Here is a 26,041-nt window from a genome sequence, read left to right as displayed (position 1 = left end):
ATGACCTCGGTCTATGACTTCTCCGCCCGCGCCATCGACGGCACGGACGTCTCGCTGGACCGTTTTCGCGGTCAGGCGCTGCTGATCGTGAACACGGCGTCCAAGTGCGGCTTTACGGGGCAATACGACGGCCTTGAAAAGCTGCATCGGACCTTCGCCGACCAGCCGTTCGAGGTGTTGGGCTTTCCCTGCAACCAGTTCGGCGAGCAGGAGCCGGGCCGGGCGGCGGAAATCGCCGCCTTCTGCGCCACCAGTTTCGACGTGACCTTTCCCCTGTTCGACAAGGTGGAGGTCAACGGGCCGAACCGGCACCCGCTTTATGCCTGGTTGACCGAACAGAAGCGCGGCTTCCTCGGCTCCAAGGCCATCAAGTGGAACTTCACCAAGTTCCTGACCGATCGCGAGGGCAGGGTGGTCGCCCGCTATGCCCCGCAGACAGAACCCGAGGCCATCAAGGCCGACATCGAGAAGTTGATCTGATCATGGCTGCTGAATTCGATCTCGTCGTCATCGGCTCGGGCCCCGGCGGTTACGTCGCGGCCATCCGTGCGAGCCAGTTGGGCCAGAAGGTCGCCATCGTGGAACGCGAGAACCTGGGCGGAATCTGCCTGAACTGGGGCTGTATTCCGACCAAGGCCCTGCTGAAGTCGGGCGAGAAGTTCGAGAGCCTGTCGCACTTGAAGGAATACGGCCTGTCCGCCTCGGGCGCGTCGTTCGACTTCGACGCCATCATTCAGCGTTCGCGCGGCGTCGCGGCGACGATGAACAAGGGCGTCGCCTTCCTGATGAAGAAGAACAAGATCGAGGTGATCGAGGGCTCGGCCAAGTTGGAGAAGGGCGCCACAGCGCCCAAGGTGGTCATTGCGCTGAAGGCCGGCGGTTCGCGCACGGTCGAGGCCAAGGCTGTCATGCTGGCTGTCGGCGCCCGCGCCCGCGCCCTGCCGCAGATCGGGCTTGAGGCCGACGGCGACAGAATCTGGGCCTATCGCGACGCCTTGGCGCCCAAGAACTTGCCCAAGTCCTTCGTCGTCATCGGTTCGGGCGCCATCGGCATCGAATTCGCCAGCTTCTATCGCGCGCTTGGCGCCGAAGTGACGGTCGTCGAGGCGGTCGAACGCATCATGCCGGTCGAGGACGAGGAGGTCTCCAAGGCCGCCCAGAAGTCGTTCGAAAAGCGCGGCATCAAGTTCAAGCTGGGCGCCAAGGTGACCAGGGTCACCAAGTCGGCCAAGGGCGTGTCTGTCGCCGTCGAGATCGGCGGCAAGGCCGAAACCCTGGAGGCCGAGGTCTGCATCTCGGCCGTCGGCATCACCGCCAACACCGACGGCATCGGCCTTGAGGCGCTGGGCGTCGAGCTGGACCGCGGCCACATCAAGACCGACGGCCACTGCCAGACCAACGTCAAGGGCTTGTTCGCCATTGGTGACTGCGCCGGCGCGCCCTGGCTGGCGCACAAGGCGTCGCACGAAGGCATCCACGCCGCCGAATTCATCGCCGGTTACAAGACCCCGAACGTCCATTCGCCCATCGCCGGCTGCACCTACGCCCAGCCGCAGGTCGCCTCGGTCGGCGTCACCGAACAGGCCGCCCGCGCCGAGAAGCGCGAGGTCAAGATCGGCCGCTTCCCGTTCCGCGTGAACGGCAAAGCCGTGGCGGCCGGCGAGGTGGACGGCTTCGTGAAGGTGATCTTTGACTCCAAGACCGGCGCCCTCATCGGCGCCCACATGATCGGCCACGAAGTGACCGAGATGATCCAGGGCTATGTCACCGCCATCACCATGGAGGCGACGGAAGAAGACATCCACGGCATCGTCTATCCGCACCCGACCATGTCGGAGGCCATGCACGAGGCGGCGCTGGACGCCTACGGACGCACCATCCACCTCTGATCCTGCCGTGAGGTGATTCTCTGGCGTGATCCGGGGGATGACGGCGAGAGGGCGCAGGACTAGGCTTTCCTTCGAACGGGGAAGATCGGATGGTTTCGCTGCTGCGCGAACGGGTGAAGGGCGAGCACGCCCGCGTCGGCTTTGTCGAACTGTTCTTCGACCTGGTCTTCGTCTTCGCCATCACCCAGATCAGTCATCTGCTGATCCAGCATCCGACCCCGCTCGGCGCGCTTCAGGCCCTGATGCTGATGGCCGCCGTCTGGTGGAGCTGGATCTACACGTCCTGGGTCACGAACTGGCTGGACGTGGAGCGGACGCCGGTGCGGATCGCCCTGTTCGCGATCATGGCGGTCGGTCTGGTCATGTCCATCGCCCTGCCGGAAGCGTTTGGCGAAAGAGGACTGATCTTCGCCGGCGCCTTCGTCGCTGTCCACGTCGGTCGAGCCCTGTTCATGTTGTGGGCCGCGCGCAGCGACCGCGTTCTGGCGCGAAACTTCCGACGAATCCTGAGCTGGGCGCTGCTATCCGGGGTTTTCTGGGTTGTGGGCGGGTTCGCCGATCCCGAGCAGAGACTGTTGTGGTGGCTGGGCGCACTCGTGGTGGAATACGCCGGCCCGGCGTCGGGATTTCGCACGCCTGGCCTCGGCCGCGCCGATAGCACAGACTGGACTGTCGAGGGTGCGCATCTGGCCGAGCGTGTGGGCCTGTTCGTCATCATCTGCTTGGGCGAGATCTTGCTGGTCACCGGCGCCACCTTCGCAGAACTGCCGTGGGGCGCTGCGACCATCGCCGCGTTCGGCTCTAGCTTCCTGACCACCATTGCGATGTGGCAGCTCTATTTCGGCCGCAAGCACGAGGCCGCGTCGGAGGTCATCGCCCATGCCCGAGACGCCGGCGCCATCGCGCGTCGGGCCTATACCTATGCACCCATCGTCCTGATCGCGGGCATCGTCGTGTCCGCCGTGGGAGACGAGTTCGTGCTGGCCCATCCGCTGAGCCATTCGCAGGCGCACATGACCGCCGCCATCTTGGGCGGACCGGCTATCTTTCTGTTCGGATCGTCGCTGGCGGCCTATTGCGTGTGGGGGCGCTGGGCGATCGATCGGCTGGCGGCTTGCGGGGTTCTGATGTTGCTGATGGCGGCGGCGCTGACGGGCCTGGCGCCTCTATCGTCCCTGTGGCTCAGCCTGCTATCGACAGCGATGCTGCTCGGTGTCGTCGCCTGGGAGGCGCGCCGAAGCCGCGACTGAGGCGTAACCTCAGCGCTTCTTGCCCAGTTCGGCGGCGATGTCCTTGGTCATGCGGCCGACCTTGCGGTGGGCGGCGCTGATCTGATCCCGCGTCACGCCCCAGCGCTTCATCCAGTATTCGACCGACTGACGCTCGGACAGGTCGATCCGGTCCTTGTCGATGAAGCCGCGCTTGTCCTTGAGGCCCGCCATGGTCGGCTCCTGTCTGAGGGTTTGATTTCCGATCTTCGTAAGCGCCTTCGGCGGTCTGGCATAGGACATGTGCGTTCCGCGGCCCTGACACCGGTAGACATTTCGTCGTTTCCGACCCAACCTCCGACGATGCCGGCGTCAGACCGGCGAGGAGGATATATGGCTGGATGGGTGTACGGCGCGGCTCTGGCCGCGCTTGCCGCGAGTTTTGCGACCTCGGCATCAGCGCAAGACGCCTGGTATGTTCAAGGCGATTTCGCGCCGCGTGAACGGGTCGCCGTGGTGATCGCCAATGATCTGAACGAGGATCGGCCCGGCGTCCCCGTGGTCGTTCGCCGCGATCAACTACCGATGCTGGCCGATATCCAGGAACTGACCGTCACCCTGGTCGATCCGGCTGGGACGCCGCGTCCCGATCCATCGCCGGAATTGCTGGCGCGCCAAGGACCGCACGAGCGGCGGGGCGAGACCAACGGCCGCGCGTTGGACTACCAGTTCGACGACCTGGATCGCGACGGGATCTGGGACGAACTGTTCTTCGTCGTCGATCTGCAGGCAGGGGAACGCAAGACCCTGCACCTGTATCGCGGCTTCCAGCAACGCGGGTGGAATCCCCATCGCACCCATGCCGCCATCGGCAGCTACATGCGCCATACCATGCCGTTCTGGGAAAGCGAGCACGTCGGCTGGAAGCTGTGGTTTCCGACCGACATCGACCTGTACGCCAAGCGCAAGCCGGTCCTGATGTCGAACCGGCTCTATATGGGCAATCTGGATGGCTATGGCGTCGGGGCCGAGAACCCGGACTATGGCGCAGACATCATGTCGGTGGACGACAGCTTCGGCGGCGGAGGCATAGGAGTCTACGAGGGCGAGACCCTGGCCCGACCGCGCTTCACTCCAATCGCGGACTTGGAGCACCGGTTCAACAGCGGTCAGCAATCGGACACCCGCTACAGCTTCGATGTCCTGGTCAACGGCCCGCTGCGCAGCATGGTGCGTGTGCGGACCATGAACTGGAACACCGGGCAGGGGCGTTACGAGGTCGAGCAGATCTATACCGCCTATGCCGGTCAGAACTATTCGACGGCGCAGGTGCGTTTTCCGGTGTGGGAGCCTGGGCCGCAGGGCGCCGACTTCGCCGTGGGCATCCGCAAGCGACCGGGACAGGATTTCGAACGGCGCGAGGAAAACTGGGTCGTCACCACGGCGCCCGAGGCCCTGCGCAATCCCGACGATGTCGAGGGGCTGCAGCAGCAGGCGCCGATCCTCTATGCGGGCACGGCGCTGATCGTGCCGGAGGCGGATCGGCCCGACTATCGTTTCGTGGAGGCGCGGGGCGGCAATCACGTCTTCCGCGTACCGGCGCGGACTGACCGCACCTATCGCTACATGCTGGCCGCCGGCTGGAGCGAGGGCGAGGTCATGAAGACGCCGCAGGCCTTTGCGGACTATGTCGCGGCCAGCGCCCGCAGCTTCGCCAGTCCGCCGAGGCTGGATGAGGTGCGCGAGGAGGCGAAGGACTAGGGGCGGGTCAAGCCTTCTCGACGAAGCTGTCGATAACGCGCTTCTCGCCGGCCTTCTCGAACTCGACCAGCAGTTTGTTGCCCTCGATGACGCGGACATTGCCGTAGCCGAACTTCTGGTGGAAGACGCGTTCGCCCTTTTTCCAGCCGGAACTGGACTTGGGATCGCCGGTGGCGATCAAACGGCCGTCACCTTCGATAACGGCCTTGCGGGCTGGAATCTTCGCAGGCGTCTGGGCAGCGGTGAAGCTCTGGGCGCGTTTCCAGCCGGGCGAGGAATAGCCGCTGCCGAACGAGGGCGCGTCGTCCCAGCGGCTCTTGGCCTCCTTCATGCCGGCCGAGGCGCCGTAGTAGCCGGTGTCGGATTGCGGATCGACGTGGGCGATGGGCAGTTCGTCGACGAAACGGCTGGGCAGTTGCGAGGTCCACCGGCCATAGACGAGACGGTTGGCGGCGAACGAGATCCGCGCGTCCTGTTTGGCGCGGGTGACGCCGACGTAGGCCAGGCGGCGTTCCTCCTCCAGACCCTTTTCGCCCTTTTCGTCGATGCTGCGTTGGCTGGGGAAGACGCCTTCCTCCCAGCCTGGCAGGAAGACCAGCGGGAACTCCAGCCCCTTGGCGCCGTGCAAGGTCATGATCTGGACCGCCCCGTCGCCGTTCGGATCGTCGCTGTTGGCGCGCTCCAGATCCATGACCAGGGAGACGTGCTCCAGATAGGCCTGCAGCGTCTCGAACTGCTGCATCGACTGGGTCAATTCCTTGAGGTTGTCCAACCGGGTCTGGCCGCTGGTCCGGTCGGCCTTCTGCATATCGGTGTAGCCGCTCTCTTCCAGCACGGTCTCCATGACCTGCCAGTGGGGCGTGGTCTCGGACAGGGCGCGCCAGCGATCCACATCGCGCACGAAGTTGGACAGGGCGGTGCGGGTGCGGGCCTGAAGCTCGTCGGTGTTGATCAGGCCGCGCACCGCCGTCAGGGCCGACAGGTCGTGCTGGCGGGCCAGTTGCAGGATCTTCTGCACACTGGTGTCGCCTATGCCCCGCTTGGGCACATTGACGATCCGCTCGAAAGCCAGGTCGTCGTCTTCCGACTGGATCAGCCGCATATAGGCGTGGGCGTCGCGGATTTCGGCCCGTTCGAAGAAGCGGGGGCCGCCGATGACGGCATAGGGGATGGCCAGCATGACCAGCCGCTCTTCGAACGCCCGCATCTGGAACGAGGCGCGGACCAGGATGGCCATGTCCTTGTATTTCAGCCCCGGCTCGCCGGCGTGGGGACGACGCGCGGTCTCGATCTCGTCGGCGATCAGCCGGGCCTCGGCCTCGCCGTCCCAGACGCCGCGCACCCGCACCTTGTCGCCGCTGTCGTCCTCGGTCCACAGGGTCTTGCCCAGCCGGTCGCGGTTGGCGGCGATCAGGCCCGAGGCGGCGCCGAGGATGTGGCTGGTCGAGCGATAGTTCCGCTCCAGCTTGACGATCTTGGCGCCGGGGAAGTCGCGCTCGAAGCGCAGGATGTTGTCCACCTCGGCCCCGCGCCAGCCATAGATCGACTGGTCGTCGTCGCCGACGCAGCAGACGTTGCCGGTCGAAGCCGTCAGCAGCCGCAGCCACAGATACTGGGCGACATTGGTGTCCTGATATTCATCGACCAGGATGTAATGGAAGCGGCGGCGGTATTCCTCGGCCAGGTCCGCGTGCTGCGACAGGATGGTGATGTTGTGCAGCAGCAGGTCGCCGAAGTCGCAGGCATTCAGGCTGCGCAACCGCGCCTGATAGGCGGCGTAAAGACCCTGACCCTTGCCATTGGCGAAATCCTCGCCGGGCGGCAGCTTCTCGGGCGTCCAGCCGCGGTTCTTCCAGTGGTCGATCAGGCCGCTCAACGACTTGGGGGTCCAGCGCTTGGTGTCGATATTGGCGGCTTCCAGCAGCTGTTTCAGCACCCGTTCCTGGTCGTCCGTGTCCAGGATGGTGAAGCTGGATTTCAGCCCCACCAGTTCGGCGTGACGGCGCAGGATCTGGGCGGCGACGGAGTGGAAGGTGCCCAGCCAGCGCAGGCCCTCGGCCGATGGACCGATCAGATGGGTGATCCGCTCGCGCATCTCGCGCGCGGCCTTGTTGGTGAAGGTGACGGTCAGCAGTTCCCACGGCTTGGCCCGGCCGGTCGCGAGGATGTGCGCCAGCCGCGTCGTAAGGACCCGGGTCTTGCCGGTGCCGGCGCCGGCAAGGACCAGAACCGGTCCCTCGGTCGTCTCGACCGCCTCGCGCTGCTCCGGGTTCAGCCCTTTCAGATAGTCGCGCGGCGCCTCACCCTCGGGCGCGCGGGCTCGCGCCAGGTCGGAAATACGGGGGGCGGGGAGATCGGTCACAGGCGCAGAAACATCCGTCAATCAGATTCGAAACCGGAACATAAGGGGACCGCGCGGCAATGTCAGGGCCGCCGCCACAATGAAACCTCGGAACCGGCAGGGCGACGGCAGGTTCCTAGGTGCGATGCAGCGAAACACTGACACGAGGAAGGCGGCGTCAGACCGCAAACCGCAGGGCAAGAAAGCCGGGTGGCTGGCCTTCGTTCTGGGCATGGCTGGGATGTTCGTGATCATGGCGGTGTGGGTCGCCCTGGTCGAAATGGGCCAGGACCCGCATGCCGACGTCGAATTCATCGGGCAACCGCAATCCGCCGACGGGGGATCTCGCGAGACTACTTCAGACTATAGGTGATGGTCGTGACGACCCTGACCTTCTTGTCGATCGAGGCGGCCTCGTCGCCGCCTGCGCCATCACGCGGCAGGATTTCGAACGAGCCCTGGGTGGCCTGACGGATCGGGCCCAGCGGCGTGCCGCTGTCCTTGGCGAACTGTTCCGCGCCGGTGCGAGCCGCCGCCGTACCCTCGGCGATCATCTGCGGGCGGACATCGTTCAGCTTGGTGAAGATGTAGGACGGTCCCTGGAAGTCCTGCAGCACCACGTCCTGGCGCACTAGGTCGTTAAGCAACCGCGTCGTGGCCTGAACCCGCGCCACATCATTGGTTCGCACGATCACCGTCTGGGCCAGGATGAAGCGAGGACCGCCATTCTGCGCGGCGTATTCGCGTGACCGTGTGTCCGCGACCTCCAGCCGGCCCAGTTCGATGGCTTCGGCAGGATAGCCTTGTGCCGTCAGGAAGCGCCGCACAAGCGCAAGGTCGCCGTCGATCTTGGTCTGCACTTCCGACAGAACATCGCCCGATGCGGTGAAGCGTAGCGGCAGGACGGCGAGGTCGGCCTTCACGTTTCGCTCTGACAGGCCGCGCACCGTCACCGTGCGGTCGCCTGCGCGTGCATGGATGACGCCCTGACCGATCAGGGCGCCGGCGCCGATGAAGCCCAGGGCCAAAAGACCGCCCATGACGGCGGCGGGGATCAGACGATTGTCGGTCATGACGCGGTCTCCATTCGGCTGACGCTACGCCTGTCGTCCATGATCCGCCACCCAGTCCAGCGCCAGCAGGCGACAGGCGGAGGCGAGGGGGCGGCGACCGCGATTGGCGTCGATCTCGGCCAGAAGCTGGGCCTTGCTGAGGCCGCGCGTGGCGGCGATCCTGTCCAGCACGACCCAGAACTCGGGTTCCAGCGCGACCGAGGTCGCATGACCCGCCAGGGCGACCGAGTGTTTGCTCAGACTGCTCAACGCGCGGACTTCAACACGATCTCGGCCGAGGCCGGCGCGCCATTGGTCAGGATCGCGTGGCGGGTGTCGGTGACGAAGACCAGAGCGCCGGCCGCGTCGCGGATTTCGGCGCGGGCGGCATAGGTGTGGCGCGGATCGATCTGCGACGTCGGGAGGCCCAGGGTGACGCGATAGGGTGGGCCGCCGGTCAGCGGCTCGCTGGCCTCGGCCAGCACCTGGGTCGGGGCGTCGGCCAGACTGACATCCTCGACCTTGACCGTCAGGACATGGCCGGGCGGCAGCATGATGCGCTCGCGATAGCTGGCGGTCACGTTCACGACGGTCGTTCCCGTCGTCATTTCCGGCGCGGTCGCGCAGGCGGCCAGAACCAGGGCGGCGGGCAGGATCAGGGGGGCGTTTCGCATGACGATCTCCTTTGTCGCCGCAGTGTGTCACACTCCGGCGCAAGACGTGAGCGGCGCCGATTGTGTTGCGATGATAAGCGGGCAGTCCGCCGCCGGAGATCGACCTTGAGCCGCCCTTTCACGATCGCCGCCATCGCCATCTGCGCCCTGATCTGGGGGACGACCTGGTATGCGATCACCCTGCAACTGGGGCCGGTCGATTCAATCGTGTCCATCGTCTGGCGGTTCGGCCTGGCCTCGGCGGTCCTGTTCGCGTTCTGCGCCGTGACGCGACGGCCATTGCGCCTGACCCGCGCCCAGCATATGGCCGCGATCGGGCAGGGCGCCTTCGTGTTCGCGGTCAGCTACGGCTTCGTCTATGCGGCCGAGGGACAGGTCGCCTCGGCCGTGGTCGCGGTGATCTTCGCCGCCCTGGCCTTCGTGAACCTGATCCTGTTCCGCCTGATGGGCGGACAGAAGGCGGCGCCCGCCGCGTGGATCGGCGCGGCCTTGGGCGTCATGGGCGTGGGGGTGCTGTCGTACGGTCAGATCACGGCGGCCGGCGCAGGCCTCAATCCGGGGGTGGGCGTGGTCTTCGCCCTGACCGCCGTTCTGGCGTCGGCGTTCGGCAACTGGTTTGCCTGGAAAGGCCAGCAGGCCGGCGCGCCGGTGATGGCCGCCACGTCTTGGGCCATGGCCTATGGCACGGCCATGCTGGCGCTGTATGGATTGGCGACCGGCGTGACGTGGCGGATCGAGCCCACGCCGCACTATGTGCTGTCGCTGCTCTATCTCTCGCTGTTCGGGTCGGTGATCGCGTTCGGCCTGTATTTCACCATCGCCCGTCAGCGCGGCTATGCCTTGGCCAGCTATATCTCGGCGCTGACGCCGCCCATCGCCATGCTGGTGTCTGTGATCTTCGAGGGCGCACGCTTCGGCTGGAGCGCCCTGATCGGACTGGCGCTGGTGCTGGCGGGGCAGGTGATGCTGATCCGCGCGCCCAAGACCTGAGCCGTCAGTCGTCCGACTTCGGATCGCGTTTCTGACCGTTCAGCAGTTTGTCCGCCCTATGACGTTCCAGAGCGGTCAGCGCCTTATCGGCCTTGGTTCGACCGTGGACCACACGATTGGCGGCGGCCTGCGCCTTGGTCTCGGCCTTGGCCCGCGTCTTTCGCGCCCGGTTCAGATTGACGATCTCCCCCATGATCAGTTCTTCGGCGGCTCTGCCGGCGTTTCTGCCGGCGTGGGCGGCGGCGCCAGGACCGCCGGCACCTGCGAGTCCGAGATGGTCGTCTGGGGGATGAAGGGCTGGTTGGCCGGACGCTCGCCCAGCCGGGTCCAGGCGTCGGGGCCGAGCCCGCGCTGACGACCCAGTTCGAACATGGCCGTCATGGTCTCCTGGTCGAACTTCAGGCTTGAGGCGGCGACATTGTCGGGAATGGCCGACAGGGCCATGTCCAGGCCGTTGCGCCTCGCGAAGGCCGCCGTCACCGCCAGATGGATGCGCAGCGACGACTTGCTCATGCTGTCATAGGTCCGCGCCAGGATGCCGGACAGGCGGCCGGGCGTGACGCCATCGTTCCGCCCGACCTGACCGTTGACGATCACATAGAGCGCGCCGACGCGACCTTCGTCCTTAGGCCGAGTCCAGAGCATCAGGTCTTCGGGGATGGCGAGGAAGGGCGTGTTGACCCCGCCGTCGACGTGCATTTCCAGTACGACCTTGTCATCGTCCTGAAGCCCCGCGATCAGCACGGGCGGGAAGACACCGGGAATGCTGGCGGACGCGACCAGAACCTCCTTGAACAGTTCGCGGGCATTGTCGTCGCCCTGGGCGGCCAGCAGGCCCATGTCCCAGATGACGGTCTGCTCGCTGTCCAGGTCCGTCGTGGCGACCAGCAGGCGACGGCCCTTGGCGTTTTCGCGTGCGACGGCCTGCATCAGTTCGGGCGTGACGTTTTCGTCCACCAGATTGCGCAAGGCCTGCGACGAGAACAGGCTGGGGTTCAGGAAGGCGGCGAAACTGCGCCAGCTCAGCAGGTTGCTGGCCCCGCCGCTGGTGTAGGCGTGCTGAAGCTCGTCATCCCATTCCGAGCCCAGGAAGGCGAAGGGAGCCGCAAGGGCGCCGGTGCTGACCCCCGTGACGACATCGAACACAGGCCGGTCGCCCTGTTGGGTCCAGCCGACCAGCAGCCCGGCCCCGTAGGCCCCGTTGGCGCCACCGCCGGACAGGGCCAAGATCGAGGTCGGATGATCCGGCCGCAACCGTTCGCCGATTTCTCGGGTGAAGGCCTGCAGTCGCGCGGTGTCGTTGGCGCGGATGCGCGGGTCCTCGGCCTTGACCAGCGTGCCGTCGGTGATCCTGAGCGGGCCGGTCGGCCGATCAAGCGTGCCGCACGCCGCGAGCGCCAGGGCCATGACGATGCCGAACAGGCCCGATCCGATCCGCCGCATGCGCTTGTTTCCAACCTTGTCTGGAGACGTGCTCTCTACCGCGTCGGGGCGGCGCCTGTCACCACATCAGAGAACAAGCGTCGCCGTTTGAAACCCGGCCTGACGCCGCGTGTTCTCACCGGCAGGACAAACCGAACTGTTGGAGACAGACATGGTCGACGTTTCGCTCATCAAGGAACATCTCGAAGTCGTAGGCTCGGACGGCGGTCATGTGGGGCGTGTCGATCACGTCCTGGGCGACCAGATCGAGCTGGCCAAGCTGGACTTCGCTGGCGGCTTCAAACACCACCTGATCCCGGTCAGTTGGGTCGAGAAGGTCGATGACAAGCACGTCCACCTGAACCTGACCCAGGAAGACGCCAAGGCGCGCTGGTCGGAAAAGCCGCACTGATCACGGCGACTTAACGCGAATTCACCCAAGGCCCCGCTGCATAAGCGGGGCCTTATCGCTATCTGGGAGACGTCGCATGAGGCGACGCTGGAGCTTCGACCTTGATCCGCCTGATCCTCAATATCCTTTGGCTCATCTTCGGCGGCTGGATTTCCGGCCTGCTGTGGCTGGTCGGTGGAGCCATCCTGGCGCTGACCGTCGTCGGCTTGCCGTGGACGTTCGCGGCGTGGCGCATCGCCAGCTATTCGTTCTGGCCCTTCGGTCGCGAGGTCGTGTGGCAGGAGGCGCATCCGGTGGCAGGTTGCCTGGGCGTCGTGCTGAACATTGTCTGGTTCGTCGTCGCCGGCTGGTACATTGCGCTGACGCATCTGATCATCGCGGTGGCGGAGTTCGTCTCCATCATCGGCATTCCCTTTGCCCTGAAGGACCTGGAACTGGCCAAGCTGGCGCTGGCGCCGGTCGGCCGTACAATCCGCGACAAGGTCTGACGGGTCAGTCGAGGTCCAGCAGGATCTCAAGCATCATCTCGCGCCGCGTCAGGAAGTTGCGCGTGACTTGATAATGGTCGGTGTCCTCGTACTCGACCCGTTCAAGCCCATGCTACGACACCTGATAGATCCAGGCGTTGGGGTAGCCGAGCAGGATGGGGGAGTGGGTGGCGATGATCAGTTGCGACCGGGCGTTCACCAGCTCGTGCAACCGGCTGAGGAAGGATAGCTGGCGGCTGGGTGACAGGGCGGCCTCGGGTTCGTCCAGGATATAGAGGCCGTCGCCGATGAAGCGATTGTCGAACAGGGCGAAGAAGCTTTCGCCATGCGATTGCTCATGCAGCGGCTTGTCGCCGAAACGGTCGGCGCCGTGATCTTCCAGATAGCTGGCCGTCGTGAAGAAGCTCTCGGCCCTCAGGAAAAAGCCGTCCTGAACACGCTGCGGCGACCGCACCGGACGCACGAACCGGTGCAGCGGCGAATGCGAGGTGCGAGTCTGGAACTGATGCTCCCGACCGCCGCCTTCGGCATTGAAACCCCACGCCACCGCGAGCGCCTCGATCAGCGTGGATTTCCCCGACCCGTTCTCGCCGACCAGAAAGGTGACGCTGGGGTGGAAGGCCAGCCGATCCAGGCTGCGCACGGCGGGCAGATTGAAGGGATAGGCCTTGGCGTCCCAGCCGTCTCGGCGCTCGAAGATGGCTTCGATCCAGTAGGGACGCTCCAGCGCGGTCATGATGTCAGCCCGGCGAGATCATCTTCTCGGGCCGCACCGCCTCGTCGAACTCGGCGTCGGTCAGATAGCCGCCGCCGACGGCCTCCTCGCGCAAGGTAGTACCGTTCTTGTGCGCGGTCTTGGCGATCTTGGCGCAAAGATCATAGCCCAGCTTGCCGTTCAGGGCCGTGACCAGCATCAGCGAGTTGTTCAGGCCGCGCGCGATATTGTCCTCGCGGGCCTCTATGCCGACGACGCAGTTGTCGGTGAAGCTGATGGCCGCATCGGCGACCAGGCGCACGGACTGCAGGAAGTTGTAGGCCATGACGGGGTTGTAGACGTTAAGCTCGAAATGCCCCTGCGAGCCGGCGAAGGTGATTGCGGCGTTGTTGCCGAACACCTGGACGCAGACCTGGGTCAGGGCCTCGCACTGGGTCGGGTTGACCTTGCCCGGCATGATCGACGAGCCCGGCTCGTTCTCCGGCAGGGCCAGTTCGCCCAGGCCCGAACGCGGGCCGGAGCCCAGGAAGCGGATATCGTTGGCGATCTTGAACAGCGAGGCGGCGACCGTGTTGATCGCGCCGTGGCTGAAGACCATGGCGTCATGGGCGGCAAGGGCCTCGAACTTGTTCGGCGCCGTGGTGAAGTCCAGACCGGTGATCTCGGCGATCTGGGCCGCGACCTTTTCGGCGAAGCCGATGGGAGCGTTCAGACCGGTGCCGACGGCGGTGCCGCCCTGGGCCAGTTCCATCAGCTTGGGCAGGGTCTGTTCGATCCGCTCGATGCCGTTGGCGACCTGTTGGGCATAGCCGCCGAATTCCTGGCCCAGCGTCAGGGGCGTGGCGTCCTGGGTGTGGGTGCGGCCGATCTTGATGATGTGGGCCCAGGCCTTGGCCTTGGCGTCCAGGGAGGCGTGCAGGTGTTTCAGCGCCGGGATCAGGTCGTTGACCACCTGTTCGGCGCAGGCCACGTGCATGGCCGTCGGATAGGTGTCGTTTGACGACTGGCTCATGTTGACATGGTCGTTGGGGTGGACGGGCTTCTTGGAGCCCATTTCGCCGCCCAGGATCTCGATGGCGCGGTTCGAGATCACCTCGTTGGCGTTCATGTTCGACTGGGTGCCCGAGCCCGTCTGCCAGACGACCAGCGGGAAGTGGGCGTTCAGCTTGCCCTCGATCACCTCGTTGGCGGCCTTGACGATGGCGTCGGCCAGGGCCGGGTCCAGCTTGCCCAGATCGCGATTGGTCTCTGCGGCGGCGCGTTTGACGATACCCAGGGCGCGCACGATCGGCAGGGGCTGTTTCTCCCAGCCGATCTTGAAGTTGCCCAGCGACCGTTGCGCCTGGGCGCCCCAGTAGCGATCGGCGGCGACTTCGATGGGGCCGAAGGTGTCGGTTTCGGTACGGACGTTGCTCATGCGCGGAATCTCGTCTCTCAGGCGTGGCGATGGGTTGCGCGGCGGTGTAGCACGAGAGCCATGCAGGACAAGACGAGCGCAGACATCCTCAGACCGGCAGGCGCCGCATGACCGCCGGCTGGATCGGGACCGGCAAGGTCCGGGCGCGGGAGGACGGCGATGCGGTCGAGATCGTCATCGACGGCCTGACCACCCAGGCCAAATACTACAAGCCGCTGGTCTATGAGTTCATGCGCAAGGAATGGCGCGGTGCGCGGCCGTCCTGGGGCGACCATGTCGTCGAGATCCGCATGGAGCATGTCGGCGAGCCGCCGTGGATGGATCTGGACAACCTGGCCAAGGCCCTGCTTGATTCCATCAAGGGCTATCTGTTTCACGACGACGCTCAGGTCGCGCGGTTGCTGGTCGAACGGCGCGAAGGCGAAAGAGAGCGGATCACGATCCGCTCCTATCCTCGCCGCGACTGACGGCGGTTATTTTTTGCGGAACTGGTCCAGCGACACGACCTTAGGGCCTTCCGAGGACGGGTCGGTGTCCTGCGGCGGGGTCGGCTCTTCCTCGATCTCTTCCAGAAGCTGCGGGTCCTCGAACTGCAGCAGGAACTGCACGCTGGGATCATAGAACCGCGTGACCGCCGAATAGGGGATCACCAGGCTCTTGGGCATGCCGCCGAAACGCAGCTTGACCGAGAAACGCTCGGGCTCGACGCGCAGGTCGTCATACTGATGCTGCAGCACGACCGTCATCTCTTCGGGGTATTTCGCCAGGATGTCGGGCGCGACGCTGACGCCCACGGCGCGAGTCTTGAAGGTGATATAGAAGTGATGCACGCCGGGCAGACCTTCGGCCAGCACCCGTTCCAGAGCCGCGCGCACAACGCCGCGAAGCGCCTCTTGCGCCAGCTGCTCGTAATGCATCTCATCGACCGGTGGGGCTTGGTCGCTCATCGTCACCTCGCAACAGAGCGCGACTGATAGCGGGCCAAGCGTCCCGGCGAAAGATGCGAGGACGCTAAACCGCATCCCATTATTCGACTATCGGCGCCATTGTGCCGTTCGGCGAGGCGGCATGCCCCGCTTCATGGCGCGAGAGGGGCGAACTTATGGATGTGACCAGACGATTCCTGGGCATCGGCGCCGGCGCGGTTCTGGCGTCGCCGTGCGTGGCGAATGCGGCGGTTCGCGCCCCGGTCCATGCGATCCTGTCGTCCGGCTTCATCTATGATGACGCGCCTTATCCCCAGGCCCACGCCTCGACCGTTGTTCAGGTCGCCGACGGCGCCATTGCGGCCGCCTGGTTCGGCGGTACGCACGAGAAACATCCCGACGTCTGCATCTGGTTCGCGCGTCTGAATGGCGGGAGCTGGGGACAGCCGATCCAGGTGGCGGATGGCGTGCAAGCGGACGGCATGCGCCATCCGACCTGGAACTCGGTGCTGTTTCAATCACCGGGCGGGACTTTGATCCTGTTCTACAAGGTGGGACCTGATCCCTTCTCTTGGTGGGGCATGGTGATCGAATCGCAGGATGGCGGCCGGACGTGGTCCATGCCGCGACGGCTGTCCGACGGCGTGTTGGGGCCGATCAAGAACAAGCCGGTCGTCATGGCCGACGGCGCCTGGATCTCGCCATCCAGCACGGAAGCAGGCGAGGGTATGGGCAGCCATGTTGGAGCGAACTGGCGGCTTCATTTCGAGATAAGTCGTGATCAGGGGCGATCCTGGAGCCTGACCGAGCCGGTCCAATCGCCGCTGAACATCGACGCCATCCAGCCCAGCGTGCTGCTGCATGAAGGCGGGCGGCTTCAAGCGGTAGCTCGCACGCGACAGGGCGCGCTGGCTTCGACATGGTCGCGAGACAGCGGCCGAACCTGGAGCCCGCTCGGCGCCGTCGATCTGCCTAATCCTAACTCTGGAACGGATGCGGTCACGCTGAAGGATGGGCGTCATCTGCTGATTTACAATCACGCCGCCCATGCGCCCGAGACGCCCGGAAAGGGACCGCGCTGGCCGCTGAACCTCGCTCTCTCCGATGACGGCGTCGCCTGGCGCAATGTTCTGACGCTGGAGACGGAGCCGGTTTCGGCCGGCTATGCCTATCCCGCGATCATCCAGGCGGCGGACGGCCGTGTCCACGCGACCTGGACGCATGACCGCCGACGCATAAGCCACGCGGTGATCGATCCATCGAAACTGGAATAAGGGGGAAAGCGCCGGGATTCTGTTGCCAGGCTCCCGACAGGCCCCGCCCAAGGATCTGAACCCCTAGGACTTAAGATTCGAAATCACCCGAACCGCATTACGCGGCGAGAGCGACTTCTCCAGCGAAGTTATCGTTCGCAGTTAGAAAATGGCCCGATACGGTGGGCCAGGACGAGCGAAAGCAATCCTCTTTACACGTCCGTCGATGCTAGTCGGCCCCATGCTGCCTCCGCCGATAACGCGGGGAGAAAGTTTGGTGGAGCCGCCGGGAATCGCACCCGGGTCCGGTCCGCTTATTACAAGCGCGTTTATCGCTATAGTCCGGCCGAAACCGGACAGGGCCAATATAGGCGCTGACTGGATGCATTCCAAGCGCCGCTTTCAAGTCAGACGCGCGGCCAGTCCGGCGTCTGTTGACGAAACCAGGTCAACTGGCGTTTGGCGTAGTTCCGCGTGGCCTGTTTCAAAGCGGCGACGGCGTCGTCACGCGTCAGTTCTCCAGTCAGATAGGTCGCCAGTTCACGCACGCCGACGGCTTTCATCGCAGGCAGGCTGTCGGATAGACCGCGCGCGGACAAGGCGGCGACCTCATCCACCGCTCCCTGTTCAACCATCAGGTCCACGCGAGCGTCACAGTTCTGATAGAGGCGCGGCCTGTCTGGTTCCACGACCCGTCCGGTCCAGGACCCGTATGGCAGCAGGGGTTTCGTATCGGCCTTCCAGTCGCTGAGCGATCGGCCGCTGGCAGAGAAGACGCTCATGGCCCGCACCAATCTTTGCCGGTCGCCCCTTTCGATGGCGCGCGCAGCATCAGGATCGGCTTGGGCCAGTCGCGCACGGAAGGCCGTCTCGCCCTCGATTGCATATTCCGCCTCGACTGCGTCACGCGTCGCCAGAGGGACGGGGGGAATGTCCGCCAAGCCCCGAGTGAGGCTCATGAAGTACAGCCCGGTGCCTCCGACGAGGATCGCCGAACGCCCGTCCGCGCGAAGTTCGTCGATTATGTCCAAAGCCGCACGGCTCCAGCGCCCGACCGACCAGGCGTCGGCCGCATCGGCGACGCCGTAAAGGCGATGCTCGGCCTGAGCCTCGTCCTCAACGGAAGGCCGCGCCGTCAGGATGCGCAGGTCGGCGTAAAGCTGCTGGCTGTCCGCATTGATGATCACGGCGCCGGTTTCACGCGCCATCTTCAGCGCGAGCGCCGATTTGCCCGAGGCTGTCGAGCCGGCGATCAGAGTGATTGAGGGCGGCTGGGACAAATCGTGGCTCGCGGGACGGGTTCGAGGGCGATAGAACGCGCGCATCATCGCCTGCAAGTCTTCTGGAGACCGCCTTGGTCGAACGCACCGCCGTCATCGCCGCCCTCGACGCCGTCATCGACCCGGTTTCCGGTCAGGGGCTGGTCGCCGCCGGTCTGGTTCAGGGGCTGGTGGTGGCCGACGACCGTGCGGGTTTCGCGCTGGAAGTGGATCGCAGCCAGGCCGCCGCCTATGCCCCCGTTCGCGATGCGGCAGAGGCGGCGCTGAAGGCGCTGCCCGGCATGGCGCGCGTCTCCGTCATCCTGACCGCCGAGACCAAGCCCGCTGCTGCGCCGCGCACCGCCGGCCTGTCCAAGGCGGCGGTCGATCAGGGGCGGGCCAAGGCCCCGGTCCCGACCGATCGCCCGGCTCATGTCCGTCGTGTCCTGGCCGTCGCCAGTGGAAAGGGCGGGGTGGGCAAGTCCACGGTCGCGGTCAATCTGGCGGCGGCGCTGGCGGCGCGCGGGCTGTCGGTCGGCATTCTGGACGCCGATGTCTATGGGCCGTCGCTGCCGACCATGCTGGGGATCAGCGGCCAGCCGGCCTATGAGGACGGCGCTATCGTGCCGCATGTGGCGCATGGGCTGAAGGCCATGTCGGTCGGTCTGCTGACCAAGATGGACGACGCCATGATCTGGCGCGGCCCCATGGCGTCGCAAGCCATCACCCAGATGCTGACCCAGACTCGCTGGGGGACTGAAGAGGCGCCGCTGGACGTGCTGGTGGTCGATCTACCGCCGGGCACAGGCGACGTGCAACTGACCCTGATCCAGAAGACGCCGCTGGACGGGGCCGTCATCGTCTCGACTCCTCAAGAGGTGGCTCTGGCCGACGCGCGGCGCGCCCATACGCTGTTTCAGAGGGTCAACGTGCCGACGCTGGGCCTGATCGAGAACATGAGCGGGCCGATCTTCGGTCAGGGCGGAGCGAAGGCTGAGGCCGAACGCCTGTCGATCCCGTTCCTAGGCGATCTGTCGCTGGATGCCGCGCTGCGCGAAGGCGGGGATTCAGGCCGTCCGCCCGTCGCCGTCGATCCGTTAGGAGACATCGCCGCGAGATTTGCCGCCATAGCTGGCCGTATCGCGGCTGCTCTCGACCTTTAGAAAATATCTGCGAGGGCGGGGTTCTCAAACGCAACCCTATTCGCCACCTTGGGTCTTACTGATACCCAAGGAGATCAGATGAGCGTCGACGCCCTGTTCAGCCCATTCACCATCAAAGGGCTGACCCTGCCCAACCGCATCGTCATGGCGCCCATGACGCGGTCCTTTTCGCCCAACGGCATCCCGACGTCCGGTGTCGCCGCCTACTACCGCCGTCGTGCCGAGGGTGGCGTGGGCCTGATCCTAACTGAGGGGACGGTCGTCGAACGGCCGGCGGCGCGCAACGACGCCGCAGTGCCGGTCTTTCATGGCGAGGCCTTGCCGGAGTGGAAGTCTGTGGTGGACGAGGTCCATGCGGCCGGCGGTCTGATCGCCCCGCAAATCTGGCACGTGGGATCGGCGCGGGGACGCGGTGACGATTGGACCCCGCTGGGCAAGGTCGATAGTCCGTCGGGCATGACTGCGCCGGGCAAGGCCAAGTTCGAGCCGATGACTGAAGAGGACGTCGCCGACACCATCGCCGCCTTCGGCCGTTCGGCCCGCGCCGCCCGCGAACTGGGCTTCGACGCCGTCGAGATCCACGGCGCGCATGGCTATCTGATCGATCAGTTCTTCTGGGGCGGCCTGAACGCCCGCGAAGACCGCTGGGGCGGGCCGACCATCGCCGACCGCGCCCGTTTCGGCGCGGAGGTGGTCAAGGCGGTGCGCGAAGGCGTCGGCGACGACATCCCCGTCATCCTGCGCCTGTCACAGTGGAAGCTTCAGGATTACACCGCCCGCATCGCCGAGACGCCGGACCAGATGGTCGAATGGCTGACGCCGCTGTCGGACGCCGGCGTCGATGTCTTCCACTGTTCGCAGCGCCGCTTCTGGGAGCCGGAGTTCGAGGGTTCGGACCTGAACTTCGCCGGCTGGACCAAGAAGCTGATGAACAAGCCGACCATCACCGTCGGCTCGGTCGGTCTGGACGGCGAGTTCATCGCGGCCTTCGGCGGCGAGGGTTCGAAGCCCGCATCGCTGGACGGCCTGCTGCGTCGACTGGAGAACGAGGAGTTCGATCTGGTCGCCGTGGGCCGCGCCCTGCTGGCCGACCCTCAATGGGTCAACAAGATCCGCGAGGGCCGTTCGGACGAACTGCGCAACTTCGATCGCGCCGACCTGATGACCCTGTCCTGAGCGAATGACGTCGAGCCAGCCGGTTATGCCGGCTCGACGATCACGCCCGTGCCGTAGCACAGCACCTCGGTCACGCCCGGCATGATCTCGGTGGCGTCGTAGCGGACGGCCAGGATGGCGTTGGCGCCGTGCTCCGTCGCGTGTTTGACCAGTTCGTCATAGGCTTCCTGACGCCCGGCCTCGGCCAGTTTCACATAGGCGCCGACCCGGCCGCCCAGCATGGACTGCACCCCGCCAATGGCGTCGGAGATGGCGTTGCGCGACCGCACCGTCACGCCGCGCACCAGGCCGATATGGCGGGTGATGCGAAAGCCGGGCAGGTCGTTGGTGGTGGTGACGTACATCTGTGTTCCCTAGCGGCGTTCAAGCACACGGAAGATGAAAGCGTGATCGTCCTTCTCGCCCGCCGGGTGTGATTCCGACGATACCTCGATCCAGGCCGTTTCGTCGAACGCGGGGAAGACCGCGTCGCCATCGGGCGAAGCCTCGACCTCGGTGATGTAGAGGCGTCTGGCGCGGGGCAGGGCGGCCTCGAACAGGGCCGTGCCGCCAATGACGCAGATCTCATCCACGCCGTCTTCCTCGGCCGTCTCGCGCCCGATCTCGATGGCTTCGTCCAGAGTGGCGCAGACCAGCGCGCCCTTGGACATGCCGTCGGTTTCGTAGGATTCGTCGCGCGTCAGCACCATGTTGAGCCGGCCGGGCAGGGGTTTGAGCGGCAGGCTCTCCCAGGTCTTGCGGCCCATCAGGCAGGGCTTGCCCACGGTGATGGCCTTGAACCGTTGCAGGTCAGAGCGCAGCCGCCAGGGCAAATCGCCGTCGCGGCCTATGACGCCGTTGCCTCCGCGAGCGACGACCAGAGAAATTATGGGCTGGGGCAAGAACCTTGACCGTATCGATGCGTTGAGGTGGCCCATCCAATGGACGCGAGCCCCGTCATGAGCAAGTACATCCCCGCCATCGTCGTCGGTTTCCTCGTCGCAGTCGTCGTCAGCGGCGGTCTGACGTTCTTTTTCTCATCCGCAGGCGCGGACGCCGGCTATCTGCCGATGATTGTCGGAGCCTTCCTGGGTATATTCACGGCCTATATCATGGCCAATCTGGCGGGCACCAAGCTAGGCAAGGCGGCGACGCCGGAGCAGAAGCGGGCGGTTCTGGAGTCACGGCCCGAACCGGGACAGGCGCTACTGATCGTTTATCGCGAAGGCTTCGTGGGCAAGGCGGCGGGCATGGACCTGTCGGTGGACGATCAGTTCGTGGCCCAGCTGAAGAGCCCGCGTTTCACCGCCATTTCGGTCTCGCCGGGCGGCCACCAGCTGTCGATGGCGTTCGGCGGTCTGGCTGGCAAACAGAACAAGCCGACTTTGGAGGGCTTTATCGCTGCGCCCGGCGATGTGATCGCCTTTCGCGCCACGATGCAGATGGGCATGATGAAGAACCGGATCGTGGTCGAACGCATTGAGAGCGACGACGCCCTGATCCAGCGTCTGAAGCCGATGATCATGATCGCACCGGAGGCTTAGGCCCCGGCCACGACCTCGGTTTAGGGCTCCAGCCACTTCAGCCATTTGCGCTGCATGGCCTGATTCAGATCGACGCCAGCCCGGGCGCAGTAGATCAGCAGCATGCCATGCACGTCCGCCGCCTCGTCGCCCAGCGCCTGGGCGTCGGGCGTGCCCCGCGCGCGGCCGGTCAGGCTCAGATGCTCGGCCGTCAGCTCGCCCAGCTCCTCCTGAAGCTTCAGCAGCGCCCAATCCCGGTCGCGGTTGATGTCGTGTTCGGCGGCGTAGATGTCGGAGATGCGCAGGACCGAGGCGGTTAAGTCGGAGAGGTTCATGCGAGGTTTTGGTGCCAAGCTCGAACCAGTTGAGCAAGCGGCGGAAGAGGTTGCCATGCCTCTTCTGGATCGGCGCCCATGGGCACAAAATAATTATATGCCAAAGTCCACACAGCCGTCATCGGTTCGCTAAAATATTGCCGCGCTAGAGGTTCATCGACAGAGCCGGTTAGAACTCCATCAGCTACGCTATTAAGAAATTGGTAGATTTGGGATACCATTTTAGCTTCTTCGCCTATCACGTCTTCTGACATGTGGGCGGATATCCCCGACCTGAATGCGTTCCGCATTTCCATGAGTGGAGAAGAGTTCCACTGTTCTTGAAGCAGCGCCGCCAACTCAATCGGCGTCGCCAACCGCGGTTTACCGCTGACAGGATGATTGATCGGCGGGGTAATTGATCGAAGTGCCTGACGGACTCGGTTTGACGCAGGGCCTAAAGCCGCTTGTAGGTTTCCGTCCGCTCGGTCTGAAACGTAGCGAAGAGGTTCAACTCCAATCAGGTCTGACGGAAGATGAAGATCGGCCCCATGTGGAACCACATAAAAGCATCGAGCAGGTCCAAGAGCGCCAACGAAGAGCCCAAGCTCAAAGATAACGTTGTCACGCGCCGCTGCAAACCTTTTGCCTCGCATTTCAATGACATCATCGGGAGTAAAGACAAATATGGCGAACTCAACTCGTCCGCTATATGCAAAGAGATCGGCTAGGGAAGCGGTACTGGGCTGAAAGACGCCCTGCGACCAAACCGTAGGTTCGCAGTCGAACTCCAGATTTTCCTGAATAGCGTATGCGACATCCAGTCCCTCAGCAGACGACCCGATGAAAAGTGACGGCTTGCGTATCACTTAGATACGGCCGCCTTGATGTGCGGCCAGGCTTCGTAGCCGTCGAGCGTGAAGTCGGGCAGGTCGAAGCCGAACAGGTCGGTCTTGGGGGCGATTTGCATGACCGGCAGGGGCAGGGGCTCGCGGGTCAGCTGGAGTTCGGCCTGTTCCAGGTGGTTCAGATACAGGTGGGCGTCGCCGAAGGTGTGGACGAAGTCGCCCGGCTCCAGCCCCACGACCTGGGCCAGCATCATGGTCAGCAGGGCGTAGGAAGCGATGTTGAACGGCACGCCCAGGAAGACGTCGGCGCTGCGCTGATACAGCTGGCAGCTCAGTTTTCCATCCGCGACGAAGAACTGGAACAGGCAGTGACAGGGCGGCAGGGCCATGTCGTCGACGTCTGCCGGGTTCCAGGCGGTGACGATGTGGCGGCGGCTGTTGGGATTGGTCTTCAGGCCGTGGACCAGTTTCTCGATCTGGTCGATGACGCGGCCGTCGGGGGCGGTCCATGAGCGCCACTGCTTGCCGTATACCGGACCCAGCTCGCCGTCGGCGTCGGCCCATTCGTCCCAGATGCGGACGCCGTTGTCCTTCAGATAGGCGATGTTGGTCTCGCCGCGCAGGAACCACAGCAGTTCGACGATGATGGAGCGCAGATGCAGCTTCTTGGTCGTCAGGACGGGAAAACCCTTGGACAGGTCGAACCGCATCTGGCGGCCGAAGACGCCCAGGGTGCCGGTGCCGGTGCGGTCGTCGCGACGCACGCCATTGTCCAGGATGTCGCGCAGCAGGTTCAGATACTGCCGCTCGGGATGATCGGCGGGCGCGGCGGCGATGCGGGCCTGGACGTCGGCCCGAAGCGTGGCATGGATCATCTGGACGGTCATGGGTTCAAGGTGCCTCAGAATTCGATTCTGAGTCGTGGCAAATCGGCGTCGTCCACAGGAATTGATTCGGCTAGACATGGGTGATCGTCCTCGCTCTTTCGCTACGAAGTTGGTGGAGGGCTGGGCGGAGCGCCGGGCCTTCGCCCGGAGTGTGAGTTTGTGAGTACCGTTTCGACGAAGGGTATGACGCTCCGCGCGGGTGGTTGGCCTGCAAGCTCGGGGCGTCGAGCGGTGGCGGTCTTATCGCCTAACCCCATAAGCCTGCGACGGGTCGGCGGGGTCTGCGAACCCCGTCCCGAGTGCGATCGAGTATCCCCCTCGACCCTCCGACACCGCTCCATGAGTCGATGTCAGCGCGGAGGGGTTTCACCCCCGCTCCCGTTCCCTCCGCTCCCGCCGCCGCAAGGTCGCAGGCCAAGCGAGCCCTCCAGGCGGCGGGACGGGTGTAGAATACGCCGGTTTCGGAGGGGGGATGGAAGAAGGGTGACATAATTCGGCAAGCGATTGAAATCGCTATGAATGTACCAGCGTCATTGTGATGGCTGGCGCGCGTTTCTCCTTCCCTTTCATGGGGAGGGGCGGCGAAGCGGAGCGTAGCCGGGGTGGGGGCGTGTGAAGCCCTGCCCCCGCTCTTACGGCCCACCCGAATCGCTGCGCGATCGTCCCTCCCCATGAAGGGGAGGGAGAGGCGCCTGTGCGGCTTTGGGAGGAGACGGTGCGTTTCAGCCGCCGAAACCGCCTTCGTCGAGGAAGGTCTGTTCCTCTGTCGTCGTGTCGCGGCCCAGAGCAGCGTTGCGGTGGGGGAAGCGGCCAAAGCGGACGATGATGTCGCGGTGGAGCTTGCCCCATTTCTCCAGATCCTCGTCGCCGGCGATCAGGGTCATGTAGCGGTCCTGGTCCTCGATCCGCTCGGAGTGTTCAAAGGGCAGCAGGAGGAAGTTCTTCAATTCCGGCTCGACCTGAAGATGAAGGTCACGCGCCACGGCCTGATTGGCGAACATCAGGGCCAGAGGGTCGGTCGCGAACTGATGGGCCGTGCCGCGGAAACTGTTCCTGGGATACTGGTCCAGCAGGATCAGCAGGGCGAGGGCGCCGTCCGACGTCGCCATCCAATCGTCCAGTTCGCGCCGCGCCGCCGCCCAGTGAACCGCGCGACCACGGTCGCGGAAATCCGCGTCGAACGCCTCGTCCTTGGCGAACCACTTTTCGGGACCGGCCTCTTTCCAGAAGGCGACGACGGAGGAAGGGGTTATGAAGACGGCCATGAGCCAGACCTTACCCAATCCGTTGCCCGTCTTCCATGACCGCGACTGCGACCTTTCGATTATCCGCAGCAAGCGCGTGGCCGTGATCGGTTACGGCAGCCAGGGACGCACCCATGCGCTGAACCTGCGCGATTCGGGCGTGACCGACATCGTCGTGGGTCTGAAGGCGGGGTCGAAGACCCGTGAGATCGCCCGCGCCGACGGGTTCGACGTGATGACGGCCGCCCAGGCCGCTGCCGACGCCGACGTGATCGCCGTCATGACCTCGGACGAGGCGCACCGCGACCTGTGGCGCGACGAGCTGGAGCCGAATGTGAAGCCGGGAGCGGCCCTGATCTTCGCCCACGGCCTGTCGGTCCGGTTCGGCCTGGTTCAGCCGCGTGCAGACCTGGACGTCATCCTGGCGTCGCCCAAGGGGATCGGTCCGCGCATCCGCGACCTGTACGAGGCCGGGGAGGGGGTCTTCTGCCTGTTCGGGGTGCATCAGGACGCGTCGGGCGGCGCACACGCCCTGGGCCTGTCCTATGCGGCGGCGCTGGGGTGCGGGCGCAAGGGCATTCTGGAAACGACGATGCGGGACGAGTGCGAAAGCGACCTGTTCGGCGAACAGGTGGTGCTATGCGGCGGCATCGCCGAACTGATCGACGGGGCCTTCATGAAGCTGGTGGACGCCGGGTATCCGCCCGAGGTGGCTTGGTTCGAATGTTTCTATGAGACCAAGCTGGTGACCGACCTGATGTACGAACGGGGTATCGCCGGAGCCTTCGCCAAGATTTCCAACACGGCGGAATACGGCGCCTATTTGACGGGGCCGCGCATCATCAACGCCGCGTCGCGTGAGGCGATGGATCAGGTGCTGGCCGAGGTTCAGGGCGGGGATTTCGTGCGCCGGCTGATGGCGGATTACGACGCCGGGTCGCCTGATCTGCTGGCACGCCGCAAGGCGCTGGGGCTGCGGACCATCGAATCGGTGGGGGCGCATCTGAATGCCGTGGCGCGTCAGGCGATGGAGACGGCGGCGAACGACGATGATGAAAACAGTATTGGCGGCGGGTGAAAACCCGCCGTCGCGCCCTCGA

General features: G+C 65.0%; 31 protein-coding genes and 1 other RNA gene. 13 read left to right on the top strand and 19 right to left on the bottom strand.

The features are described from left to right. The 3 genes from ACQY72_RS02410 to ACQY72_RS02400 all read left to right on the top strand — a co-directional run bounded on the left by ACQY72_RS02410 (position 1) and on the right by ACQY72_RS02400 (position 3,139). A complete protein-coding gene (locus ACQY72_RS02410) occupies positions 1 to 480 on the top strand; it encodes a glutathione peroxidase (RefSeq protein ID WP_428155481.1) in 480 nt (159 codons plus the stop codon). Between the two features lie 2 nt (positions 481 to 482). Beyond that, positions 483 to 1,889, top strand: coding sequence for a dihydrolipoyl dehydrogenase (lpdA, locus tag ACQY72_RS02405; RefSeq protein WP_428155479.1), 1,407 nt, complete (start codon positions 483 to 485; stop codon positions 1,887 to 1,889). An 89-nt stretch (positions 1,890 to 1,978) separates the two neighbouring features. Next, positions 1,979 to 3,139 (top strand): low temperature requirement protein A, encoded by a 1,161-nt coding sequence (locus ACQY72_RS02400; protein ID WP_428155477.1) that lies wholly within the window; start codon positions 1,979 to 1,981, stop codon positions 3,137 to 3,139. Positions 3,140 to 3,148: 9 nt separating this feature from the next. Here the strand turns inward: ACQY72_RS02400 and ACQY72_RS02395 are convergent, their stop codons facing one another. Further along, positions 3,149 to 3,331 carry a DUF3606 domain-containing protein gene (locus tag ACQY72_RS02395; RefSeq protein WP_428155476.1) on the bottom strand — a complete coding sequence of 61 codons (183 nt, stop codon included), beginning with the start codon at positions 3,329 to 3,331 and terminating at the stop codon, positions 3,149 to 3,151. A 159-nt stretch (positions 3,332 to 3,490) separates the two neighbouring features. Here ACQY72_RS02395 and ACQY72_RS02390 point away from each other — a divergent pair, with 159 nt between their 5' ends. After that, the gene (locus ACQY72_RS02390) at positions 3,491 to 4,858 is read left to right on the top strand and encodes a DUF4861 family protein (protein ID WP_428155474.1); all 1,368 of its coding nucleotides are present in this window, start codon (positions 3,491 to 3,493) and stop codon (positions 4,856 to 4,858) included. Positions 4,859 to 4,865: 7 nt separating this feature from the next. On the opposite strand, the gene ACQY72_RS02385 is transcribed toward ACQY72_RS02390, so the two are convergent. The 5 genes from ACQY72_RS02385 to ACQY72_RS02365 form a co-directional block, all read right to left on the bottom strand. Continuing rightward, a complete protein-coding gene (locus tag ACQY72_RS02385; protein WP_428155473.1) occupies positions 4,866 to 7,220 on the bottom strand; it encodes an ATP-dependent helicase in 2,355 nt (784 codons plus the stop codon). Positions 7,221 to 7,377: 157 nt separating this feature from the next. Beyond that, positions 7,378 to 7,521, bottom strand: a complete 144-nt coding sequence (locus ACQY72_RS02380) for a hypothetical protein (RefSeq protein ID WP_428155472.1) — start codon at positions 7,519 to 7,521, stop codon at positions 7,378 to 7,380. Between the two features lie 31 nt (positions 7,522 to 7,552). Further along, positions 7,553 to 8,272: an SIMPL domain-containing protein gene (locus ACQY72_RS02375; protein WP_428155470.1), complete on the bottom strand. Its 720-nt coding sequence runs from the start codon at positions 8,270 to 8,272 to the stop codon at positions 7,553 to 7,555. A 24-nt stretch (positions 8,273 to 8,296) separates the two neighbouring features. Then, on the bottom strand, positions 8,297 to 8,521 hold the full coding sequence (locus ACQY72_RS02370) for a ribbon-helix-helix domain-containing protein (protein ID WP_428155469.1): 225 nt from the start codon (positions 8,519 to 8,521) through the stop codon (positions 8,297 to 8,299). Further along, on the bottom strand, positions 8,518 to 8,925 hold the full coding sequence (locus ACQY72_RS02365) for a YbaY family lipoprotein (RefSeq protein WP_428155468.1): 408 nt from the start codon (positions 8,923 to 8,925) through the stop codon (positions 8,518 to 8,520). Before ACQY72_RS02365 ends, ACQY72_RS02370 begins: the two co-directional genes overlap by 4 nt. Before the next feature lie 105 nt (positions 8,926 to 9,030). Between ACQY72_RS02365 and ACQY72_RS02360 the strand changes: the two genes are divergently transcribed. Next, on the top strand, positions 9,031 to 9,915 hold the full coding sequence (locus ACQY72_RS02360; protein ID WP_428155466.1) for a DMT family transporter: 885 nt from the start codon (positions 9,031 to 9,033) through the stop codon (positions 9,913 to 9,915). 4 nt (positions 9,916 to 9,919) lie between these two features. On the opposite strand, the gene ACQY72_RS02355 is transcribed toward ACQY72_RS02360, so the two are convergent. Beyond that, on the bottom strand, positions 9,920 to 10,108 hold the full coding sequence (locus ACQY72_RS02355) for a DUF4169 family protein (RefSeq protein ID WP_428155464.1): 189 nt from the start codon (positions 10,106 to 10,108) through the stop codon (positions 9,920 to 9,922). Positions 10,109 to 10,110: 2 nt separating this feature from the next. After that, positions 10,111 to 11,358 (bottom strand): patatin-like phospholipase family protein, encoded by a 1,248-nt coding sequence (locus ACQY72_RS02350; protein ID WP_428155462.1) that lies wholly within the window; start codon positions 11,356 to 11,358, stop codon positions 10,111 to 10,113. Positions 11,359 to 11,509: 151 nt separating this feature from the next. Here ACQY72_RS02350 and ACQY72_RS02345 point away from each other — a divergent pair, with 151 nt between their 5' ends. Together ACQY72_RS02345 and ACQY72_RS02340 are read left to right on the top strand one after the other, a co-directional pair. After that, a complete protein-coding gene (locus tag ACQY72_RS02345; protein WP_425983728.1) occupies positions 11,510 to 11,749 on the top strand; it encodes a DUF2171 domain-containing protein in 240 nt (79 codons plus the stop codon). A 101-nt stretch (positions 11,750 to 11,850) separates the two neighbouring features. Then, complete coding sequence (locus ACQY72_RS02340; protein WP_428155460.1) at positions 11,851 to 12,237, top strand: YccF domain-containing protein; 387 nt, start codon at positions 11,851 to 11,853, stop codon at positions 12,235 to 12,237. 112 nt (positions 12,238 to 12,349) lie between these two features. On the opposite strand, the gene ACQY72_RS02335 is transcribed toward ACQY72_RS02340, so the two are convergent. Then, a complete protein-coding gene (locus tag ACQY72_RS02335; RefSeq protein WP_428155458.1) occupies positions 12,350 to 12,973 on the bottom strand; it encodes an AAA family ATPase in 624 nt (207 codons plus the stop codon). 4 nt (positions 12,974 to 12,977) lie between these two features. After that, positions 12,978 to 14,369 (bottom strand): class II fumarate hydratase, encoded by a 1,392-nt coding sequence (gene fumC / locus ACQY72_RS02330; RefSeq protein ID WP_428155456.1) that lies wholly within the window; start codon positions 14,367 to 14,369, stop codon positions 12,978 to 12,980. A 107-nt stretch (positions 14,370 to 14,476) separates the two neighbouring features. Between fumC and ACQY72_RS02325 the strand changes: the two genes are divergently transcribed. Continuing rightward, entirely contained in the window at positions 14,477 to 14,836 is a 360-nt protein-coding gene (locus tag ACQY72_RS02325; RefSeq protein ID WP_428155454.1) for a RusA family crossover junction endodeoxyribonuclease, read from the top strand. 6 nt (positions 14,837 to 14,842) lie between these two features. Here ACQY72_RS02325 and ACQY72_RS02320 read toward each other — a convergent pair whose 3' ends face one another. Further along, positions 14,843 to 15,316 carry an SspB family protein gene (locus ACQY72_RS02320; RefSeq protein ID WP_428155452.1) on the bottom strand — a complete coding sequence of 158 codons (474 nt, stop codon included), beginning with the start codon at positions 15,314 to 15,316 and terminating at the stop codon, positions 14,843 to 14,845. A 161-nt stretch (positions 15,317 to 15,477) separates the two neighbouring features. Here ACQY72_RS02320 and ACQY72_RS02315 point away from each other — a divergent pair, with 161 nt between their 5' ends. Continuing rightward, complete coding sequence (locus ACQY72_RS02315) at positions 15,478 to 16,569, top strand: sialidase family protein (RefSeq protein WP_428155450.1); 1,092 nt, start codon at positions 15,478 to 15,480, stop codon at positions 16,567 to 16,569. A gap of 7 nt (positions 16,570 to 16,576) precedes the next feature. Here ACQY72_RS02315 and ssrA read toward each other — a convergent pair. Then, positions 16,577 to 16,945, bottom strand: a transfer-messenger RNA (tmRNA) gene (gene ssrA, locus ACQY72_RS02310). A gap of 10 nt (positions 16,946 to 16,955) precedes the next feature. Beyond that, positions 16,956 to 17,828, bottom strand: coding sequence for a tRNA (adenosine(37)-N6)-dimethylallyltransferase MiaA (gene miaA, locus ACQY72_RS02305; RefSeq protein ID WP_428155448.1), 873 nt, complete (start codon positions 17,826 to 17,828; stop codon positions 16,956 to 16,958). Between the two features lie 74 nt (positions 17,829 to 17,902). On the opposite strand from miaA, the gene ACQY72_RS02300 reads away from it, so the two are divergent. Beyond that, entirely contained in the window at positions 17,903 to 18,970 is a 1,068-nt protein-coding gene (locus ACQY72_RS02300) for an Mrp/NBP35 family ATP-binding protein (RefSeq protein ID WP_428155446.1), read from the top strand. Between the two features lie 78 nt (positions 18,971 to 19,048). After that, positions 19,049 to 20,146, top strand: coding sequence for an NADH:flavin oxidoreductase (locus ACQY72_RS02295; protein WP_428155444.1), 1,098 nt, complete (start codon positions 19,049 to 19,051; stop codon positions 20,144 to 20,146). Positions 20,147 to 20,169: 23 nt separating this feature from the next. Here the strand turns inward: ACQY72_RS02295 and ACQY72_RS02290 are convergent, their stop codons facing one another. Then, a complete protein-coding gene (locus ACQY72_RS02290) occupies positions 20,170 to 20,490 on the bottom strand; it encodes a YbjQ family protein (RefSeq protein ID WP_135195534.1) in 321 nt (106 codons plus the stop codon). A gap of 9 nt (positions 20,491 to 20,499) precedes the next feature. Then, on the bottom strand, positions 20,500 to 21,027 hold the full coding sequence (locus ACQY72_RS02285) for a dihydrofolate reductase (RefSeq protein ID WP_428155442.1): 528 nt from the start codon (positions 21,025 to 21,027) through the stop codon (positions 20,500 to 20,502). Positions 21,028 to 21,084: 57 nt separating this feature from the next. On the opposite strand from ACQY72_RS02285, the gene ACQY72_RS02280 reads away from it, so the two are divergent. Continuing rightward, complete coding sequence (locus tag ACQY72_RS02280; RefSeq protein WP_428155440.1) at positions 21,085 to 21,669, top strand: hypothetical protein; 585 nt, start codon at positions 21,085 to 21,087, stop codon at positions 21,667 to 21,669. 20 nt (positions 21,670 to 21,689) lie between these two features. Here ACQY72_RS02280 and ACQY72_RS02275 read toward each other — a convergent pair whose 3' ends face one another. From ACQY72_RS02275 to ACQY72_RS02260, 4 genes are all read right to left on the bottom strand, one after another. Next, positions 21,690 to 21,983, bottom strand: coding sequence for a phosphoribosyl-ATP pyrophosphohydrolase (locus ACQY72_RS02275; RefSeq protein WP_428155438.1), 294 nt, complete (start codon positions 21,981 to 21,983; stop codon positions 21,690 to 21,692). Beyond that, on the bottom strand, positions 21,980 to 22,831 hold the full coding sequence (locus tag ACQY72_RS02270) for a TIR domain-containing protein (RefSeq protein ID WP_428155437.1): 852 nt from the start codon (positions 22,829 to 22,831) through the stop codon (positions 21,980 to 21,982). The genes ACQY72_RS02275 and ACQY72_RS02270 overlap by 4 nt, the downstream gene beginning before the upstream one ends. Next, entirely contained in the window at positions 22,828 to 23,685 is an 858-nt protein-coding gene (locus ACQY72_RS02265) for a thymidylate synthase (protein ID WP_428156736.1), read from the bottom strand. The genes ACQY72_RS02270 and ACQY72_RS02265 overlap by 4 nt, the downstream gene beginning before the upstream one ends. A 734-nt stretch (positions 23,686 to 24,419) precedes the next feature. Next, the gene (locus ACQY72_RS02260) at positions 24,420 to 24,962 is read right to left on the bottom strand and encodes a DUF924 family protein (protein ID WP_428155435.1); all 543 of its coding nucleotides are present in this window, start codon (positions 24,960 to 24,962) and stop codon (positions 24,420 to 24,422) included. Here ACQY72_RS02260 and ilvC point away from each other — a divergent pair. Beyond that, positions 24,961 to 26,019 (top strand): ketol-acid reductoisomerase, encoded by a 1,059-nt coding sequence (ilvC, locus tag ACQY72_RS02255; protein WP_428155433.1) that lies wholly within the window; start codon positions 24,961 to 24,963, stop codon positions 26,017 to 26,019. The genes ACQY72_RS02260 and ilvC overlap by 2 nt on opposite strands. Positions 26,020 to 26,041 lie beyond the last annotated feature (22 nt).

It is taken from the genome of Brevundimonas sp. (genome assembly GCF_965279155.1).
Taxonomy (GTDB): Bacteria; Pseudomonadota; Alphaproteobacteria; order Caulobacterales; family Caulobacteraceae; genus Brevundimonas.
The sequence above is the reverse complement of the archived record's forward strand: the minus strand, read 5'-3'. Positions and strand labels throughout refer to the sequence as shown.

Excerpts from the sequence above, each read along its gene's own strand:
- ACQY72_RS02410 (WP_428155481.1), top strand. The coding sequence starts at position 1 with ATGACCTCGGTCTATGACTTCTCCGCCCGCGCCATCGACGGCACGGAC.
- lpdA (WP_428155479.1), top strand. The coding sequence starts at position 483 with ATGGCTGCTGAATTCGATCTCGTCGTCATCGGCTCGGGCCCCGGCGGT.
- ACQY72_RS02400 (WP_428155477.1), top strand. The coding sequence starts at position 1,979 with ATGGTTTCGCTGCTGCGCGAACGGGTGAAGGGCGAGCACGCCCGCGTC.
- ACQY72_RS02395 (WP_428155476.1), bottom strand. The coding sequence starts at position 3,331 with ATGGCGGGCCTCAAGGACAAGCGCGGCTTCATCGACAAGGACCGGATC.
- ACQY72_RS02390 (WP_428155474.1), top strand. The coding sequence starts at position 3,491 with ATGGCTGGATGGGTGTACGGCGCGGCTCTGGCCGCGCTTGCCGCGAGT.
- ACQY72_RS02375 (WP_428155470.1), bottom strand. The coding sequence starts at position 8,272 with ATGACCGACAATCGTCTGATCCCCGCCGCCGTCATGGGCGGTCTTTTG.
- ACQY72_RS02365 (WP_428155468.1), bottom strand. The coding sequence starts at position 8,925 with ATGCGAAACGCCCCCCTGATCCTGCCCGCCGCCCTGGTTCTGGCCGCC.
- ACQY72_RS02355 (WP_428155464.1), bottom strand. The coding sequence starts at position 10,108 with ATGGGGGAGATCGTCAATCTGAACCGGGCGCGAAAGACGCGGGCCAAG.
- ACQY72_RS02350 (WP_428155462.1), bottom strand. The coding sequence starts at position 11,358 with ATGCGGCGGATCGGATCGGGCCTGTTCGGCATCGTCATGGCCCTGGCG.
- ACQY72_RS02345 (WP_425983728.1), top strand. The coding sequence starts at position 11,510 with ATGGTCGACGTTTCGCTCATCAAGGAACATCTCGAAGTCGTAGGCTCG.
- ACQY72_RS02335 (WP_428155458.1), bottom strand. The coding sequence starts at position 12,973 with ATGACCGCGCTGGAGCGTCCCTACTGGATCGAAGCCATCTTCGAGCGC.
- fumC (WP_428155456.1), bottom strand. The coding sequence starts at position 14,369 with ATGAGCAACGTCCGTACCGAAACCGACACCTTCGGCCCCATCGAAGTC.
- ACQY72_RS02325 (WP_428155454.1), top strand. The coding sequence starts at position 14,477 with ATGACCGCCGGCTGGATCGGGACCGGCAAGGTCCGGGCGCGGGAGGAC.
- ACQY72_RS02320 (WP_428155452.1), bottom strand. The coding sequence starts at position 15,316 with ATGAGCGACCAAGCCCCACCGGTCGATGAGATGCATTACGAGCAGCTG.
- ACQY72_RS02295 (WP_428155444.1), top strand. The coding sequence starts at position 19,049 with ATGAGCGTCGACGCCCTGTTCAGCCCATTCACCATCAAAGGGCTGACC.
- ACQY72_RS02290 (WP_135195534.1), bottom strand. The coding sequence starts at position 20,490 with ATGTACGTCACCACCACCAACGACCTGCCCGGCTTTCGCATCACCCGC.
- ACQY72_RS02280 (WP_428155440.1), top strand. The coding sequence starts at position 21,085 with ATGAGCAAGTACATCCCCGCCATCGTCGTCGGTTTCCTCGTCGCAGTC.
- ACQY72_RS02275 (WP_428155438.1), bottom strand. The coding sequence starts at position 21,983 with ATGAACCTCTCCGACTTAACCGCCTCGGTCCTGCGCATCTCCGACATC.
- ACQY72_RS02265 (WP_428156736.1), bottom strand. The coding sequence starts at position 23,685 with ATGATCCATGCCACGCTTCGGGCCGACGTCCAGGCCCGCATCGCCGCC.
- ilvC (WP_428155433.1), top strand. The coding sequence starts at position 24,961 with ATGAGCCAGACCTTACCCAATCCGTTGCCCGTCTTCCATGACCGCGAC.
- ACQY72_RS02260 (WP_428155435.1), bottom strand. The coding sequence starts at position 24,962 with ATGGCCGTCTTCATAACCCCTTCCTCCGTCGTCGCCTTCTGGAAAGAG.